Origin of the sequence: Microcoleus sp. PH2017_28_MFU_U_A (assembly GCF_020738035.1) — a bacterium.
In the GTDB taxonomy this organism is placed as follows: Bacteria; Cyanobacteriota; Cyanobacteriia; order Cyanobacteriales; family Microcoleaceae; genus Microcoleus.
Window position 1 is genome coordinate 49,655 of record NZ_JAEQCX010000071.1, and the last position, 16,557, is coordinate 66,211.

General features: G+C 43.7%; 16 protein-coding genes. 8 read left to right on the forward strand and 8 right to left on the reverse strand.

Features of this window, described 5'->3' with window-relative positions; genetic code table 11:
• Nucleotides 1-88: 88 nt before the first annotated feature.
• The 3 genes from glmS to JGK14_RS17465 all read right to left on the reverse strand — a co-directional run bounded on the left by glmS (nucleotide 89) and on the right by JGK14_RS17465 (nucleotide 3,941).
• Nucleotides 89-2,032 (reverse strand): glutamine--fructose-6-phosphate transaminase (isomerizing), encoded by a 1,944-nt coding sequence (gene glmS / locus JGK14_RS17455; RefSeq protein ID WP_293192880.1) that lies wholly within the window; start codon nucleotides 2,030-2,032, stop codon nucleotides 89-91.
• A 518-nt stretch (nucleotides 2,033-2,550) separates the two neighbouring features.
• Nucleotides 2,551-2,796, reverse strand: coding sequence for a photosystem I iron-sulfur center protein PsaC (psaC, locus tag JGK14_RS17460; RefSeq protein WP_015175986.1), 246 nt, complete (start codon nucleotides 2,794-2,796; stop codon nucleotides 2,551-2,553).
• A 239-nt stretch (nucleotides 2,797-3,035) separates the two neighbouring features.
• A complete protein-coding gene (locus tag JGK14_RS17465) occupies nucleotides 3,036-3,941 on the reverse strand; it encodes a CoB--CoM heterodisulfide reductase iron-sulfur subunit B family protein (protein WP_325315315.1) in 906 nt (301 codons plus the stop codon).
• Nucleotides 3,942-4,686: 745 nt separating this feature from the next.
• Between JGK14_RS17465 and JGK14_RS17470 the strand changes: the two genes are divergently transcribed.
• The 8 genes from JGK14_RS17470 (at nucleotide 4,687) to JGK14_RS17505 (ending at nucleotide 12,802) form a co-directional block, all read left to right on the forward strand.
• Complete coding sequence (locus JGK14_RS17470; RefSeq protein WP_325315316.1) at nucleotides 4,687-5,148, forward strand: hypothetical protein; 462 nt, start codon at nucleotides 4,687-4,689, stop codon at nucleotides 5,146-5,148.
• 61 nt (nucleotides 5,149-5,209) lie between these two features.
• Nucleotides 5,210-6,877, forward strand: coding sequence for a hypothetical protein (locus tag JGK14_RS17475; RefSeq protein ID WP_325315317.1), 1,668 nt, complete (start codon nucleotides 5,210-5,212; stop codon nucleotides 6,875-6,877).
• 12 nt (nucleotides 6,878-6,889) lie between these two features.
• The gene (locus JGK14_RS17480) at nucleotides 6,890-7,909 is read left to right on the forward strand and encodes a hypothetical protein (RefSeq protein WP_325315318.1); all 1,020 of its coding nucleotides are present in this window, start codon (nucleotides 6,890-6,892) and stop codon (nucleotides 7,907-7,909) included.
• A gap of 115 nt (nucleotides 7,910-8,024) precedes the next feature.
• Complete coding sequence (locus JGK14_RS17485; RefSeq protein ID WP_325315319.1) at nucleotides 8,025-9,263, forward strand: LysM peptidoglycan-binding domain-containing protein; 1,239 nt, start codon at nucleotides 8,025-8,027, stop codon at nucleotides 9,261-9,263.
• 922 nt (nucleotides 9,264-10,185) lie between these two features.
• Complete coding sequence (gene acpP / locus JGK14_RS17490; RefSeq protein ID WP_293185403.1) at nucleotides 10,186-10,440, forward strand: acyl carrier protein; 255 nt, start codon at nucleotides 10,186-10,188, stop codon at nucleotides 10,438-10,440.
• Nucleotides 10,441-10,537: 97 nt separating this feature from the next.
• Nucleotides 10,538-11,791: a beta-ketoacyl-ACP synthase II gene (fabF, locus tag JGK14_RS17495; protein WP_293192131.1), complete on the forward strand. Its 1,254-nt coding sequence runs from the start codon at nucleotides 10,538-10,540 to the stop codon at nucleotides 11,789-11,791.
• 285 nt (nucleotides 11,792-12,076) lie between these two features.
• On the forward strand, nucleotides 12,077-12,421 hold the full coding sequence (locus tag JGK14_RS17500; RefSeq protein ID WP_293217661.1) for a papain fold toxin domain-containing protein: 345 nt from the start codon (nucleotides 12,077-12,079) through the stop codon (nucleotides 12,419-12,421).
• A gap of 15 nt (nucleotides 12,422-12,436) precedes the next feature.
• Nucleotides 12,437-12,802 carry a hypothetical protein gene (locus tag JGK14_RS17505; protein ID WP_293192133.1) on the forward strand — a complete coding sequence of 122 codons (366 nt, stop codon included), beginning with the start codon at nucleotides 12,437-12,439 and terminating at the stop codon, nucleotides 12,800-12,802.
• Between the two features lie 56 nt (nucleotides 12,803-12,858).
• Here the strand turns inward: JGK14_RS17505 and JGK14_RS17510 are convergent, their stop codons facing one another.
• The 5 genes from JGK14_RS17510 to JGK14_RS17530 all read right to left on the reverse strand — a co-directional run bounded on the left by JGK14_RS17510 (nucleotide 12,859) and on the right by JGK14_RS17530 (nucleotide 16,450).
• The gene (locus JGK14_RS17510) at nucleotides 12,859-13,593 is read right to left on the reverse strand and encodes a hypothetical protein (RefSeq protein ID WP_293183059.1); all 735 of its coding nucleotides are present in this window, start codon (nucleotides 13,591-13,593) and stop codon (nucleotides 12,859-12,861) included.
• Nucleotides 13,594-13,595: 2 nt separating this feature from the next.
• Nucleotides 13,596-13,922, reverse strand: a complete 327-nt coding sequence (locus tag JGK14_RS17515) for a hypothetical protein (protein ID WP_293183061.1) — start codon at nucleotides 13,920-13,922, stop codon at nucleotides 13,596-13,598.
• A gap of 13 nt (nucleotides 13,923-13,935) precedes the next feature.
• Nucleotides 13,936-14,721 (reverse strand): DUF6816 family protein, encoded by a 786-nt coding sequence (locus JGK14_RS17520; RefSeq protein ID WP_293206152.1) that lies wholly within the window; start codon nucleotides 14,719-14,721, stop codon nucleotides 13,936-13,938.
• A 179-nt stretch (nucleotides 14,722-14,900) separates the two neighbouring features.
• Nucleotides 14,901-15,305, reverse strand: coding sequence for a ChuX/HutX family heme-like substrate-binding protein (locus tag JGK14_RS17525; protein WP_293183125.1), 405 nt, complete (start codon nucleotides 15,303-15,305; stop codon nucleotides 14,901-14,903).
• A gap of 191 nt (nucleotides 15,306-15,496) precedes the next feature.
• Nucleotides 15,497-16,450 carry a PhoH family protein gene (locus JGK14_RS17530; RefSeq protein ID WP_293183065.1) on the reverse strand — a complete coding sequence of 318 codons (954 nt, stop codon included), beginning with the start codon at nucleotides 16,448-16,450 and terminating at the stop codon, nucleotides 15,497-15,499.
• Nucleotides 16,451-16,557: the final 107 nt, after the last annotated feature.

Genomic DNA, 16,557 nt, shown 5'->3' on the forward strand with positions numbered 1-16,557 from the left:
TCGGGCATCGGGCATCGGGCATCGGGAATCGGGCATCGGGTAATTGACAACAGTCAACAGTCAACAGTCAACTGTCAACTGTCAACAATTATTCCACCGTCACCGACTTCGCCAAATTGCGTGGCTGATCCACATCCAAACCTCGGCGCGCGGCAATGTGATAAGCCAACAATTGCAGCGGAATCACTGTCACAATCGGCGACAACAATTCATCCACCAAAGGCACCGGCAAAACGTGGTCAAAAATATCAGCTTCCGCCGCGCCATGCTTCGGCGTAACGCCAATTAAACGGGCGTCGCGGGCTTTGGCTTCCTGGGCGTTGGAAAGGACTTTTTCGTAGACGCTTCCGGGCATCGCGATCGCCACTACAGGCACTTTAGCATCCAAAAGGGCGATCGGGCCGTGTTTCATCTCTCCCGCCGGATATCCTTCGGCATGAATGTAACTAATTTCCTTAAGTTTCAGCGCCCCTTCCAAAGCAATCGGAAAGTTAATTCCCCGCCCCAAAAAGATAAAATCTTGGGTTTCTGTAAACTGGTGCGACAATTCCTCGACATACTGTTCTTGAATCTCCAAAAACTTCTCGATTTGGGCTGGTAACTGGCGCAAACCCGCAAGAATTTCTGCCAATCTCTCGGTGCTGATGGTTTGCCGCTGGTGCGCCAAATCCAAAGCTAAGAAATAGAAAGCCATCAACTGAGTGACAAAAGTTTTAGTTGCCGCCACCCCGATTTCTATACCAGCGTGGGTGTTGATGATGTGTGGCATCATGTGGGCGATCGAGCTTTCAGTCCTGTTAGTAATGCCCAACATTCGCGATCGAAATTTATCGGTAAAAGCCGCGCGACGCTGCTGTTCCATCCCCAAAGCAGCCAGCGTATCCGCCGTTTCTCCCGACTGAGTTACCCCAATAATTAAAGTATTTGCTGTCAGCGGTGCGGGCGCGTAACGGTACTCAGAAGCGTACTGCACAGCCGTGGGAATATTAGCTAACTGTTCCAACAAATATTTGCCAATTAGCGAGGCGTGCCAGCTCGTTCCGCAGGCGAGAATGGAAATTTGCTCGACATCGGCGCAAAGTTCTGGTGGCAAGTTGAGATTGATGGGAGAGCCTGGATTTCCGGGCTGCCAATCGCTGTCTAAATAAGTCTCCAAACAAGCTCGCACTACGGCCGGCTGTTCGTAAATTTCCTTGTGCATGAAGTGCTTGAAGCCCTGTTTCTCGACAGAAACCGGATTCCAGCCGAGGATGCGCGGAGTTTTTTTCAGCCTTTGTCCTGCAAAGCTATAAACTTCTACTCCCATCGGAGTTAGTCTTGCTAATTCGCCATTTTCGAGGGACAAAACAGCACGGGTGTGAGATATTAACGCTGGCGTGTCGGAAGCACAGAAAAATTCACCTGCACCAAAGCCAATCACCAAAGGAGCTTGCTGTCTGGCGACAATTATTTCGTCTGGAAAATCTGCACAAATCGTGGCGATCGCAAAAGCTCCTTCTAGCCGATTCACCGCCTTTGAAACCACATCCAAAAACGACAACTCAGTAATTTCCTCTGCTGTTGGATCTTGTCCTTCTTCCTTCTTCCTTCTTCCTTCTTCCTTCTTCCTTCTTCCTTCTTGGAAAATTTCAGCTATTAAATGAGGGATAACTTCTGTATCCGTATCCGAGACAAATTTATGTCCCTTGGCTTTCAATTCTTCGCGCAACTCGCGATAATTTTCGACAATTCCATTTTGAACTACGGCAATTCGCCCGCTATTATCTAGGTGAGGGTGAGCGTTATATTCTTCTGGTTTGCCGTGAGTTGCCCAGCGGGTGTGCCCGATGCCGATGGGAGCGGGAGAGTCTATCTCTGCTAGCTTTTCCCGGAGGTTGTGCAATTTGCCTTTTGCTCGGATGCAGGTAATTTTTCCTTCGGAGATGGTAGCGAGGCCTGATGAATCGTAACCCCGGTATTCCAGTTTCTCCAATCCTGATAGCAAAATCTCGCTTGCTGCTTGCGTGCCGATATAACCAACGATTCCGCACATTTAAGGTAATTCTCCTGCTTAGCGATCGCGATAAAACCCAATTTTTATCATTTTTACACCAGTTGCAAAAAAGAATGCAACTGTAGGGAAGATCCCAACCATGATACTCAGTCGATTTTAGATTGTAGATTTTAGATTTGACTTGCAACTTTGAATTTGGAAGCTGGAACTAGGATCTAACTGAGATCTTGCACGCCTTGTCAATAAGAGGATTTTTCGTGGGGTCGGGCGGGTTTATAGAACCTGTTTGCTACCTTTAAGGCTACTGGCGAACCCGCCCCTACGGCTAATTGAGAATGGTGCAAGATCTCAGATCTAATATTTTGCTTTTGATCCTGACACTCGCGTCGGGGGCTTGTGTCCGTTTGTTGCCGATCGTCGAAAATCCCAAATCCCAAATCCCAAATTGTATTACCTTCTTCCTGTCGCAGAATGCAGATTCCGCGACAAAAAGAGAGGGGGCAATTTAATCGCCCCCTCTCCTGTGCCCGTAACTCGATCGACAGTTCGATCGATATTTAGTAAGCTAGACCCATACTGCGAGTGGTTTCTGCTCCCAGGTAAACCCGGATGCTCAGAAAATCGGTAGGACAAGCTGTTTCGCAACGTTTGCAACCGACACAGTCTTCTGTGCGGGGAGACGAGGCAATCTGAGCCGCTTTGCAGCCATCCCAGGGTACCATCTCCAAAACGTCAGTCGGACAAGCGCGGACGCATTGAGTGCAGCCGATGCAGGTATCGTAGATTTTGACTGAATGAGACATTGAATAAAGGCTCCCAACGAGTCACTAAAAATTTGCGGGCTCTGCGAGTTAAAAGATTTGACGGCGAGGTACCACCGCTTATGCCTGCACAGAGAATTAAAGGTTAGTCTACCGCAGTGCTTGGAAGCACTTCGCGAAAAAGCGACAAAACTTCACAGTCGATCGTAGGTTCGTAGTCAGGACTTTAGTCCTATCCGAGTTAGAAAGGACTGAAGTCCTGACTACGAACTTTAGAAAAACTAAAAGCCTAATTTTTCTAACACGGGCTTAGTTGAAACAATATGCCGATCGAGTCCCAGTTTTTTGGGCTCCACACCCAAAGCCAAAGCCATCAATTGTGGCAGATGCAGCACAGGCAAACCCAATTTTCGCCCGATTACTTTTTCCACCTCCGGCTGCCGCGAATCCAAATTTAAATGACAAAGCGGACAAGGAGTCACCATGCAATCAGCACCATTGTCAAGCGCATCTACAATATGTTTGCCGGCCATCTGAAAAGATTGGTTAGTGGCATAACTCGCCAGAGGCCACCCGCAACACTGCGTCCTTCCGCGATAATAAACCGGAGTTGCCCCGATCGCCCGAAACACATTTTCCATCGATTCGGGTTGGTGCGGGTCATCGTAAAGCAACTTATCCTGAGCTCGCAGCAGGTAACATCCGTAAAAAGCCGCGCACTTCAAACCCGAAAGCTTGCGAGTGACTCGCTTTTGAACTTCCTCCAAACCGTAATCGGCAACGATCGCCCAGAGGAGATGTTTCACTTCGGTACTGCCTTTGTAAGGCGAACAGCCTTGTTTTTCCAGCAAACCGTTGACTTTTTCTACGTAGTTGGGATCGGTTTTTTGGGATTGCTTGAGGCGATCGTCCACATGACCGATTACCCCTTGACAAGTGCTGCAATGTGTGAGTAAGGGCAGATTCAGTTGCTCAGCCAAAGCAATATTGCGGGCGTTGACAGTATCTTCCAGCAACTGCGAATCTTCCTTAAAAGTGCCAGAACCGCAGCAGGAAGCCTTTTTGAGTTCCACCAGTTCAATCCCCAAGGCTTGAGTCAGGGCTTGAGTGGACAGGTAAAGTTCGCGGGCGGCCCCTTGGGCGACGCAACCCGGAAAGTAAGCATATTTGAGATTTGGGGATGACATAATTGTTTCTGCTGGGGACACAAGGCAAGGAAAAAGACAGGAGGGCGATCCTCTTCGTTGGCGCAGCCCCCGTAGGGGCGGGCTGCGCTAACGAAGTTGGGATGCTTCCTGCTTCGTTTCGGTTCTTTATATCCTTACCTAGTTTTAAACAATTATGAGTCAATCGTTGAGGCGGCTAGCTATTGACCAACATTATCTACCCCAGAGCGTGTTGACAATACTCCGGACAGAATTTAGGCAGGTTTTGAGGCTCAAACCCATATCCCGCCGTGGGTGGGATCTTTTTATTCAAAGTTAGGGCTCAAGCTAACTTTGAATAAAAGGCTCAAGCCTTAAACTGCAAGCTCTGAAAGCCTTATAGAATAGTTCAAAAAACTGTCCGGAGTATTGCATGGAAATTCAGAAGGACGATAAGACTAAGTAGTGCTTGACATAAAAAGAAAAATAGGTGCATAATATTTTCATAGGCATAAATTACACCCTACCTACGGAATCATACATAGTTAGACTTCAGGGTTATCAATGGGGCAGTAGTTGGAAACTCTTTGTTTGCATCCAAAGTTAAGTTTTCATGACCTTCTGTGCTGTCTCATACCATGTGTATTTTATTTAGATCGTTAGGTAAGATATCCTATCTTGACGATATTGTCACGAATTTATGTCAAATTTGCCGGAAATTACGTAGATACAGCAGCCAGCAGCCTAATCAGAAGGCTAACCATTAAACTACCCAGGATAACTTAATATGCCAGATGCTACAGAACTTGCAAAGCTCCTTGTTAGCTTACTATGTCCTGCATTACCCTTCCTCATGAAAATTGGTGAGAAAGTTGCTGAGGGGGTTAGTGCTGACGCTGTAAAAGCTCTAGGAAAATCCAGTTGGGACAAAGCTAAGAATGTTTGGACAAAACTCAGCCCTCAAGTTGAGCAGAAAGGAGCAGCCCAGGAGGCCGTCACTAATGTAATACAGCGTCCAGATGAGATTTCGCAGTTTGCGTTAATTAGTCAAATCAGAGATATTCTCGAAGGAAATCCAGAACTGACTCAAGAGTTGCTGAAGCTAATGCAAGAGAAAGATTCAGAACATGAGCGCGCAGTAGATAAATCAGTTAATCTCCAGAGTGGTGGAGTTACTGTTCGAGGAGACTTCCACAATCCTGGCGGAACTTTTGTTGGTGGCGATCAACACAATGCAGGTAATAAGTAAAATTTCTAACCCTGCTAAGTTAACTGCTATGTTCATACCTGCCGGATTTCTTTAAAGCGCCATGTCTATTGCCACACCTCCAGGCGATGTCAATGAGGAAAATCTATCCCCTGAACAACCCAAACAGGAACCTGCAAATGTTGAAAAAAAAGAAAAACCTTCTGATGATGAGCGTGAAAAAATCTTTCAATCATTTGTAAAGAAGGAGTCATCTAGTGAGAATAAGGTTGATGAATCTCAACAGCAGTTTCAAAACTTTGCAAAAAGATTTGTCAGCGAGTTCATAAAACAAGGTGGTTCAGTAGGCACTATTAACTTCCAAACTGGTGGTACACATATCGATGGAAGTTTTTACAACAGTAGTGGGCAGTTTGTTGGTGGTAGCCAATATAATGATAGTAAGAGTAATTCAGAGGGAGCTTCCGATCGCGATCCTGCAATTTTAGATGATTTTGATTATGGTGCAATACCTTTGCCCGAAAGGGTAGAGCGTTGGTTTGAGAATTATCCAGCGATGCATCATCGTTCTCTAATGATAGCGATGGCGTTTTTGAACGGAAGTGATTGCAAATCTATTACCGCTCTGAGCGATAAACTAGAGTCTAAAATGCGTTCAGAATCAGGCAAAGATACTCAAGAAGTAGATGATGAAACCCTCAAATTTAAAATGCTAGGGTTTAAAAAACGACTGAGGATAGTCTTTGCTTATACTGAAGATAGCCATGAAAATACAGAGTTTGGGCGCAACTCATTTGAGATTTACCTGTTCAATGACCCAAATTTTCAAGGTGCTTTATTAAGGTATATTTGGCAGGAAGAAGACTATTACTGGCAGATAATTCTTGGTTGTTTGGTAGAACTTGGTACAACACAAGGTTCTCTAACGAAAGTTCATCTTGCTGATGCACTCCGTGAGTCTTGCAAATATCGATTTGACCTAGTGCGTGAAATGGTTTTTATTCCCTGGGCAAAAACTGACAACCCTTCACAGCGTTCGTTAGCAGCATTATCTTTGAGTATGACTGCATTAGGCGATGATGAAAATTCTCCCCAACAAGCACGAAATCTACTATCACATTGGAGTACATTAAAAAACTCGCCTAACCTAAGACAAACGTCCATAGAAGCTTATAGTCTTTACGTTGGCTTGAAATTTCCAGATGATGCTTTTGAGAAGTTTCAGAAGATTATAAAATCAAATGATGTTAGTCTTTTTTCAGATATTTTAGAAGGCATAGTTATGCTTTTTGAAATGAGTGAATCTATTCCTGATAATCGATTGATTATCTTAAAACATCTTGAGACATGGCTAAGGTATGACAGAAAAGAATCGTCTCATGAAATGGCTGCTTTTGTTACTTGGGGCATTATGAAAACATCAGAGACTTCAGTAGATAATTTCATTTACAAAAAATTGCCAACACTATTTTGGTTGGCCAAGACAGATGAGAAAATTTCACAAACAGTTTCGTCGCTTATCAGATCTTCTCTAAATCTTAAACTGACTCGTTCTTTGGTGATCGAAGAGCTAGAGTCCTGGTTTAATTTTGTAGAAAAAGATTCTGAACTGAGGCAACCTCTTGGAAAAATTATCACTAGGATTATGAAACATGGAAATTCAAAAGAACGGCTCCGCCTTAAGGGCTATCTCAAGAGGTGGGCAGATCGAGGAAATTCATATGCACTAACAATGCTGACATTTTTACAACAAAAAGGATTAACACAGTAAAGGAGAGAAACTATGCAAGAAACATTCAATCCAATTATAAGCCAAGAAGATGTTCGAGGCTGGTCTTTGACTAAAGAGATTCCTGTACCTGCGCCCAATACAGTTCTCGTCTTGTCTCGTAGTGGCGGTGAATTGTTAGTCATTAGTCACACAGATAAACCGATCTCTTTTAGTAAATTTAAATTTGGGGGATATAATTTCTTATACAAAATAGATGTTGGTGAATATGTACTAAAAATTGATTGTTCCTTACCTTCAAAAACTTCTGGGTTCGACTTTCCAACCACAGTAGAAATTACCTGCTCTGTTTCTGATGCACAAATCATCGTAAAGGCAGGGATACAGGATGTCGCTTCAGTTTTAAAAGGACGCCTCATTAATGAGATGAAACAAATTTCTCGTGATTATGATTTGCGAGAAAATGCGATGGCAGAAAAAGATATTAATAGAAGTGTGAGGCGAAGAGTTGTTGATGAACGCTGCTTTGATGACTTAGGATTGCGAGTTCCTCAACTGGTAGCTTCATTGCAAATTGACTCATCAGCGATCGGAACTATCAAACAAATAACACTAACCGAACTGAATGAAGCCGCATCATTAACTGACAAAGCGGCTCAATTTAGACTTGCCCAAGCTGACCAAATTGCCCAAATTGAGCTTGATAAATTAAAACGTATCCGTTCTTCTGCGGATCAAGAGCATTATGAGAAACTTCTACGAGGTGGTGAAGCCAGTCTACTTGCTGCCTATCTAGCGCAAAATCCTGAAAACATCGCCAGTATTATTGATAGGCTCGATCAGCAAAAGCGACTTGCATCAAGCAGCAATATGGATCTGCTAAAAATCATGATTGAAGAAGATGCAATCGAAGGCTCTCAACTAGATGAAGCTGGTAGAAGAGTTTTACGGCGATTAATGGGTTTAACCGAATCACCAAAAGCTGCTTTGGAAGGTAATGCAGCAAACGAAGACTTACAACCACGAGCTGATGACGATGACGATGATAATTTTGACGATGTGCCGACGAGTTAGAACACTCGTTATAAGTTTCTATGAATTGTAAATGTAGAGAAAGTTAGGTTTTAGAGTAATGAGCTTATTGCACCTAATCTTGCGGAGCATTTGGGGGGGGCTAATCTACTTGCCTATGCCGTGGCAAGCACTTGTCACTATAACCCTTCTCATGTTTTTCTTGCCACTTTTATTATTACGCTTGATTCCTTGGCTAATTGCCAGAGCTTTACAGCTTATATTCTTGCTAGCGTATAGAATTGTTTATGGACTATTTTGGTTTTCCTACAAGATTGAACCTTTTTTACACAAGTCTGGTGATGGTATTACTGATTTTTTACAGGAAATAGAGAATTTTCTTCAAGGATTACTAAGAGTTATTGAGCGAACAAAAGAAGCCTGTCAAAGTTTTGAAAGAAGTGCCTTTCAACGGAAGTGGATCGTAGGTAAAAAAAGCCTATATTTGACACCATTGATTACTTTACCATTTTGGTTTATCCGCCCTTGGCTGGATTTTTCACCGGGAGTAACCTCTCTAGTTGATAAAAGTATTGAGACTTGGTGTTCCTTTGAACATTGGAGTATGACTGGTCAGTGGCAGCCTTCTGCTTTAACTTGCACTTACCCAAATCGAGCATCGCGCTGGGATAACAGTTTTAAGTTTATTGAATATCAAAACAAGCAAATAATCTCTGATCTCACAGAAAAAATTAAGCAAAAACCAGGAGATGTAGAGTTTCTGATAAATCGAGCTAATGCTTATTTTAATATTGAAGAATATAATTTAGCACTTGAAGATTTTAATAGAGCTTTAGATTTTAACAGTTCTTATGCACCTGCATATGTTGGTAAAGGTAGGGTATATCTTGTAATTAGAGAGATTGATAAAGCTTTCACGGAATTCAACAATGCACGTCAAAAAGATCCTAAATATGCACCTGCTTATGTAGGACGTGGTGATGTTTATCGAAGAAAAAATGATAAACAAGCTGCGCTGGCAGAATATCAAAAAGCATATCAATTAAATCAGCAGTATGCTCCTACTTACTATAGTCGAGGAGAGCTTCAATGCTACTTATTTGGCAATCAGGTAGAGGCTGTCAAGGATTATAATATAGCAGAGGAACTTTATCGTTCACAAGGCGATCTAGTCAATGCCTGGAAGGTAAGACAATCACTTAGTAAACTAGATACTTTGTATAAAATTCAGCGAGGTGATACTCTAAGTAAAATTGCTGCTCGTTTCAATACTTCAGCACAAGAAATTGCGTCAGTAAACAGTGATAAGTATCCTTCTCTGACCAATAATCCAGATTCCATAGAAACTGGTTGGGAAATTAGAATCCCAGCGTGCATATCAACATCACGTGAATAGCGGCGATATCTAACAACGCCCTGGAGCAGATGGACAAAAGATATTGGTGCATACAACGGAAAACCGAGCCTGGTGTAAAGAAAGAGGAATTAGAATCAGTCGGTTCCCAAAAGGCAAGACCTTCAGCCCATGCTAGCAAAGAAAAAAAGAAGCAAGCGTTGGAAGATGAGATTAGAAAAAGATGAGACGATCGCACTTCGCTTGGATGCTGCAATGGCAACTCATTAATCAGCGAATTCATAACAAGGCTAGCCCTGTCAAGGTGGTGAAGAAAGCCTTCAAACGGTTGAAATTTCGTTTCAGACGATCGTTCAATCTGATTGTTTTCAATCCAGATCAACAATAAATCTTGTTTATTATCGATCGCCAACAGCTAGGATCGCGTAAATGTGTCGGTAGCACCTTGACATGGCTGGCATAAGGCCCATGCACACCGATCATATAGAACTGGTTGGATGAGTTCTAGGGCGTCGGTTCAGTATTAAAGGTTGACACAAGCGACATAGTATGTTGATGTAGACCTTGGCAGGGCTCTCGCATGAGGACAAAAAAATGGTTGGCGATCGCGATCTACTGTCACCCTCATCCTTCGCCCTACATAATAACTGTACCGGCGCCCTAGGGGCTGTTTGCGACGGATGAACCTAAGACCAAAAAAACGATTTTGGGCCCATAAACCGGGTTTGACGGAGAAAAATACTTCGTTGTAGACCGCAGATTCGGTGAAAAACCCGGTTTCGAGGAGTCCCAACAGTCCTTAAGTTGACCACGGCCCACTCCCTACACAAAGGGTCAGTTAGAAAAGCGGCAACCCTTTCTCCCGAAGATCCCCCTTTCGGATAAGATCAGATACGCAGCAACCAATGCCGTGTTTCATCCCTAGTCTGAAGACACAGGGTTTTTATACTTACTGGAGTTTTTTATGAGTCAAGACGACATTTTTGCTAGAGTCAAGAAAATTGTGGCCGATCAACTAGAAGTCGATCCCACCGAAGTCAAGCCCGAAGCCAACTTTGCTAACGATTTAGGAGCAGATTCCCTAGATACAGTAGAGCTGGTAATGGCATTGGAAGAAGAGTTTGATATTGAAATTCCCGACGAAGCAGCCGAAGCAATTACCACGGTTCAAGCTTCTGTAGATTTCATCAGCAGCAAACTTGCAGCTCCAAAAGCATAAAATACCTGTCTTTTCCCCTAAGAGGAGAGAAGTTAAAAAACTAACAACTCCTCTTTTGTTCTGCGTTCTGGGTGTTTAATTTTTTGAAACTGAAATCATGACAAATTTAGAGCGTAAGCGCGTTGTTATCACGGGTCTCGGCGCGATTACACCGATCGGCAATACCTTGTCTGAATATTGGGACGGGTTGCTGGCCGGGAAGAATGGCATCGGCCCGATCACCTTGTTCGATGCGTCGCGGCACGACTGCCGGATTGCTGGAGAGGTGAAGGGTTACGACCCTCACGAGTATTTAGAGCGCAAGGAAGCAAAGCGGATGGATCGCTTTGCTCAATTTGGGGTATCAGCGAGCAAACAAGCTCTGGCTGATGCGAAGTTTGAGATTAACGACCTGAACGCAGAACAGGTGGGTGTCATTCTTGGCACCGGCATTGGCGGGCTGAAGGTTTTAGAAGACCAGCAAGAAATTTATCTGACTCGCGGCCCCGATCGATGCAGCCCGTTTATGATTCCGATGATGATTGCGAATATGGCCGCAGGCCTGACGGCGATTCAAACGGGCGCCAAGGGGCCGAACTCTTGCACGGTGACAGCCTGCGCTGCCGGCTCAAACGCGGTGGGCGATGCGTTTCGCCTAGTTCAGGGCGGTTATGCCCAAGCCATGATTTGCGGCGGTACCGAAGCGGCGGTGACACCTTTGTGCGTGGCGGGTTTTGCTGCGGCGAGGGCGCTTTCGACTCGCAATGATGACCCGACTCATGCTTGCCGTCCGTTCGATCGCGATCGTGATGGTTTTGTCGTCGGCGAAGGTGCTGGGATTCTGCTTTTAGAAGAAATGGAACACGCTTTGGCACGAGGCGCCCGAATTTACGCAGAAATCGTCGGCTACGGTTTAACCTGCGATGCGTACCACATGACATCCCCAGTACCGGGGGGCGAAGGTGCATCGCGGGCGATCGCTTTAGCCCTCAAGGATGCGGGTTTGACGCCGGATCGAGTGAGCTATATCAACGCTCACGGCACGAGCACGCTTCCCAACGATTCTACGGAAACCAAGGCAATTAAGAAGGTTTTGGGAGAAAGCGCTTACAAAGTAGCAATTAGTTCTACCAAGTCCATGACAGGCCATCTTTTGGGCGGTTCCGGGGGAATTGAGGCGGTGGCGACGGTAATGGCGATCGCCAACGATAAAGTCCCGCCGACAATCAATCTAGAAAATCCCGATCCTGAGTGCGATTTAGATTATGTTCCCCATACAAGTCGCGATCTAAAAGTTGATGTGGCGCTGTCGAATTCCTTTGGGTTTGGCGGCCACAACGTGACACTGGCATTCAAGAAGTTTGTGCAGTAACCCGAAATCGGAAAGTCGCAAGTTAGAAGGTGAAAAACTAATTTTTCACCTTCTAATTTTTTTAGGTGAATTTTTAGGTTGGGTACACTGCGACTAAGGAATGAAAATTTAATAACTTACACGCTCGATGATTGTTGTGGGATGGGCGTCCCGCCCGTCCTTTCTGCACGGGCGGGACGCCCATCCCACAAATTTGCTTAAGTTATTTAGCCATTGATGCGTAAGTCATCAATTTGTTGGTTGTGGTGGGATATGAGTTAAATTAGTGCTGAGCAAATACTGCAAATCAAGGCTATTGTCGATCGCCATGAAAACTTTAAATGTGTTGAGTGCGCCACCAATCTCAAAGATTACTTGACAAGTCAAGGAATTCCTGGAAAGCGCATAAAACTGTACACTGGATTCGGCAGAGGCAGGAACAGTGGCATTTATGATGATAGCGTACCGAGAGATGCTATTTCAGAAAATGGTCGCCACGAAGGAATCGGTATTGTTATCAACAATATAGAGACTATTTTTGATAACCATCACCCGGATGGACTTACTAAAGAGCAATGGATGACAAATCTGCAATTTCACGGTAAAATATTTAATGGTTTACGGTTTATAGTGACAGAAGAAGATTTTTAAAAGGAGACTATTTTTATGGTGGTCGAAGTTAATGTTAATAAACTAGATGTTAAAAATGAATACTTTTTTGATTTACTCCAAAGAATCAAACAAAGACCGGGTATGTATTTGGGCAAGTGTTCAATTACCCGCCTGCGCGCATTTTTAGATGGATATGAGACGGCTAGAGCGGAACTTGGGTTTCCCGACACAGAACAACAACAACAACTTGATGGATTTCAAGAGTGGATACAAGAAAGATATCAAATTACGTCAAGTCACGGATGGGACAGTATAATTCTCTTCTTCTCTGCTGATGAAAAAGACGCCCTCGATAAGTTTTTCAAACTGTTGGAAGAATTTTTTAATCTCGATAAAATTGCTGAAGACAAAGACAATTAGCAGAGATGTCTCAAATCCTCACTTCACAATGCCTGGATCGAGATTTCACCTTAATTCTAGGAAGTAATTGCCGAAATCAAATATTTATCGCCCGTTGAGCTGGGATATTTAACAGAAAACGCTTGCACATTTTCCTGATTCAAATTAGCGGCGTAATATTGCTTGAGCTTGTCAAAAGTCAGATCGCCTCCTGTTAACTCAGTTGTATAACCTCTTTCAATTTCACCCATATACCCCAAAACGGCTGCAAAGCCTTCGGGATCTTGCTCTGCCTGAATTTGAACAGATAAAGGACTTCCTGAAGTGTTTTCGTAAACTAAGGTGATTACTCCTTTTCTTTCCCTTTTCCATTCAAAAATACTAATTTTTTCCTTATTAATTTCAATAAAATTATCGCCGTTTTTGACAATTAGGTAGTTTTCTACATCAAAAAGTAGGGGTGGATCGGAAACTATAGTAAGTTCTCCCCATTCCCCTCTTAAATAGTATTTGCCATCCGCGCTAAAAAATTCGTCTATATTCCCGTAATCAACGCTACCATCTGGATCTGCAATGGGGCTGATGTTGTTCAGAACCAAATCGTAGGTTTGAGGGTAGGGAAAATTTAAGCTCATCCGCCGATAACAATACTGTTCTTCAGGTAAGGGTTGAGTGTAGAGAGAGTGATTTTCTGTGAGAACAGCTTCCAAGAGGATTTGTATAGATGTTTTATCATTAATGCTAAGTACATAGCTATCCTCTAGATAAATATTTTCAAATCCCGGAAATTGCCAGTAGTTTAAGCGTTCCATTTTTAAATGTCCCAATCAATAGGAGTATGATTAGCTGGGCTTTTTCTGTTAACGAGCTTTCCTTGTAGATCGATTCTACTGCCTTTAGCATTTTTTAGCTCTACATGAGGGTGGTTGCTTCCGGGAGCTCTTGGAGTTCCCTGTTTGAGTGTTAATCTAGTTACTCCGTTTTTATCAATATATTTTAACGGGCCATTAGGTGTTTGAGTAGGATGCCAGCCCTGTTGTGACTCAGCCCACATTTGAAAGTCGCTTGCTTTTGGATTAATCCTAGTTGAGATAGCTTGTGTTATGCGTTCCCATGCCATTCGCCCTGATAGAGTTGCCATAATTCACAATAAATTAGCTCGATTCTCCCGGCACCAACTCCAAGCGATATCGGTACAAAGCCACAGGATGCCCTCCAGCCGCGAAATAATCCGGGTCTTGGGGCGATAAATAAATCGCTGTCACCTGATCGGCTACAATTTTTTTACTCCCAGAAGATCCATTTTCCCCGCTTCCAATCACTCGATAAGCTGTGGTTGTTTCCACTTCGTTTAAATAAATATCAGTCTCGCCCCGAAACACCTGCTGAGAAATTTCTGTAGATACAAACTCCCGAGGATTCGGCGTTTCAGTGCCGCGACTGGTGACAATCGAGATTAGTTGGCGATCGCCTTTGAGTATGGTAATCTGGCGGTTGGGATTGTTTGGATCGACTTTCACGGAAAGTACGCCACCGTTGCCTAAATAGGCTTTGGCGATGTTCAAACCGTTAAAATTGCGATCGGCTACAATTTTAGGAGCTTTTTTAGATGTATAAGTAGAAATTAAACCAATAAATTTTTCAGGTTGAAATCGAACTTTAAACAATACTGGCTGCTGCAAATACTGGCGGTTTTTTTCAAATCCAGGCGTGACAATATTTGGGGCTAAAGGCGCTGCTAAATCTATTAAAGTGCTGGCAACATTCCAACTTCCGGCCATCCAGTCTGGATACACTAAATCTCCCTTAGCTACGGCGATGGGAGGCTTGCTATCCCAATTGGGAAAACTGGAAATGCGATCGCCCAAAACCCCCGCCCTCGCACCGCCACCCCACAGCAACACAACCAAAACCAGACAAAAAACCCAAATTACCTTCATACCAAATTACATTCAAACAGCTAACTTTATATTTTGCTCTAATTCGTTCGTAGTGAGGACTTCAGTCCTTCTTTTTGCGGACTGAAGTCCTCACTACAAACCTTTTTTAGTGAGGACTTTAGTCCTGATTTTTGCGGACTGAAGTCCTCACTACCAACCTTTTTTATTGTTTGTTAGTTTTAAATTGCCTCAACAGGTGCAGGTTCCCAAACCTCCCCGTATTGTTCTTTTAATTCGTGCCATTTTTCCACCTGTCCAGGTTCGTATTCACCAGGTTTTCCCCACTGCAAAAACGCGCTCAACGCAGCATCATTTTGCTCGTCCAGAAAACGAATTGCATAGGTAGTAAAGTTGCCTCTTTTTGCCTCGCCGGTCTCAAATTTAACTTGTTTAATTTTGTCCATATTTAGGTGAAACTCAAATATTTCGGCGTGCATATTTGCATATTTCCCCTTGGGCAACTCTGCATAAAACAGCTTGTGAATTGAACCGCGCACTTCCAGTACAGCGGCGCTGCTAGTCACGATCAAACGCAGCGTCCCCAATTTTTCGCAAGCTTCTAAGAATTCTTTGAGATTAGGCATAATTTGGGAATAGGTAATTGGGAATTGGGCATTGGGCATTAGTTATTAGTTGTTAGAACCAACAAATAACAAATAACCGATAACAACTGTCAATTTTTATGGAATTGGGCATTAGTTATTAGTTATTATAACCAACAAATAACAAATAACAAATAACCGATAACAACTGACAACTGTCAACTGTCAACTGACTATTTTTCGTGCAATTCGTAAGCTGCAACAATCCGCTGTACTAGCGGGTGTCTCACCACATCTGACTGATTGAATTCGCAAAAAGCAATGCCTTCAACGTTACCCAGAATTTTTTGAGCAACTGACAGTCCCGACTGTTGGTTTGGTGGCAAATCTGTTTGAGTGATATCGCCCGTCACTACCATTTTCGATCGAAAGCCCAGACGAGTCAACACCATTTTCATCTGAGCAGGTGTTGTATTTTGAGCTTCGTCCAAAATGACGAAAGCATTGCTGAGAGTACGCCCTCGCATATAAGCTAAAGGAGCTACTTCGATCAAGCCTCTTTCCATTAAATCGGCCATTTTTTCGGGGTCGATTATTTCTTGGAGGGCGTCGTAAAGCGGGCGCAAATAGGGATCGACTTTTTGCTGCAAATCTCCAGGCAAAAATCCTAATTTTTCGCCTGCTTCTACGGCGGGCCTGGTTAAAATTAGCTTTTCGTACTGCTTGCTTAACAGTGCTTGCACTGCCAAAATAGCTGCTAGAAATGTTTTTCCAGTACCAGCGGGGCCGATGCAAAATGTTAGGTCGTGGGTGCGTACTGCTTGGACGTACTGCCGCTGCTTGAAGGTTTTGGCTCTTATTTCTTCGCCGCGGCGGGTTTTGGCGAGTACGTCTCGTTGCAAGTCTTGCAAATCTTCTTGGCGGTTGGTATCCAATGCGTAGCGCGCTGTTTGGATTTCTACTCCGGTGATGGTTTTGCCGGATTTCCAATAGTCGGAGAGCGATCGCACTAATTTATGACACAATTCTACTTGAGTTTTTGTGCCGGAAATCAGCAGTTCTTGGCCTCGCATTACCAGGTTGGCGCCGGTTTGCTTAGAGATAATTTTCAAGTTTTCTTCTTGATTTCCGGCCAGCGACATGGCGCTTTGATTGCTCGGTAACTCTATTGTTAGTTTTTCAGTCATGCCAGCATGAGCTCCTCCAAGTAAGTAATTAAAAGTTAACAATCAGCTTTGTTTTACGAACAAAAAGACGCCCGGTACTAGATTTTACCTAGTATCTCAGGCGTCTT

Coding starts and splice junctions, on each gene's coding strand:
- glmS (WP_293192880.1), bottom strand. CDS start 2,032: ATGTGCGGAATCGTTGGTTATATCGGCACGCAAGCAGCAAGCGAGATT.
- psaC (WP_015175986.1), bottom strand. CDS start 2,796: ATGTCTCATTCAGTCAAAATCTACGATACCTGCATCGGCTGCACTCAA.
- JGK14_RS17465 (WP_325315315.1), bottom strand. CDS start 3,941: ATGTCATCCCCAAATCTCAAATATGCTTACTTTCCGGGTTGCGTCGCC.
- JGK14_RS17470 (WP_325315316.1), top strand. CDS start 4,687: ATGCCAGATGCTACAGAACTTGCAAAGCTCCTTGTTAGCTTACTATGT.
- JGK14_RS17475 (WP_325315317.1), top strand. CDS start 5,210: ATGTCTATTGCCACACCTCCAGGCGATGTCAATGAGGAAAATCTATCC.
- JGK14_RS17480 (WP_325315318.1), top strand. CDS start 6,890: ATGCAAGAAACATTCAATCCAATTATAAGCCAAGAAGATGTTCGAGGC.
- JGK14_RS17485 (WP_325315319.1), top strand. CDS start 8,025: ATGCCGTGGCAAGCACTTGTCACTATAACCCTTCTCATGTTTTTCTTG.
- acpP (WP_293185403.1), top strand. CDS start 10,186: ATGAGTCAAGACGACATTTTTGCTAGAGTCAAGAAAATTGTGGCCGAT.
- fabF (WP_293192131.1), top strand. CDS start 10,538: ATGACAAATTTAGAGCGTAAGCGCGTTGTTATCACGGGTCTCGGCGCG.
- JGK14_RS17505 (WP_293192133.1), top strand. CDS start 12,437: ATGGTGGTCGAAGTTAATGTTAATAAACTAGATGTTAAAAATGAATAC.
- JGK14_RS17510 (WP_293183059.1), bottom strand. CDS start 13,593: ATGGAACGCTTAAACTACTGGCAATTTCCGGGATTTGAAAATATTTAT.
- JGK14_RS17515 (WP_293183061.1), bottom strand. CDS start 13,922: ATGGCAACTCTATCAGGGCGAATGGCATGGGAACGCATAACACAAGCT.
- JGK14_RS17520 (WP_293206152.1), bottom strand. CDS start 14,721: ATGAAGGTAATTTGGGTTTTTTGTCTGGTTTTGGTTGTGTTGCTGTGG.
- JGK14_RS17525 (WP_293183125.1), bottom strand. CDS start 15,305: ATGCCTAATCTCAAAGAATTCTTAGAAGCTTGCGAAAAATTGGGGACG.
- JGK14_RS17530 (WP_293183065.1), bottom strand. CDS start 16,450: ATGACTGAAAAACTAACAATAGAGTTACCGAGCAATCAAAGCGCCATG.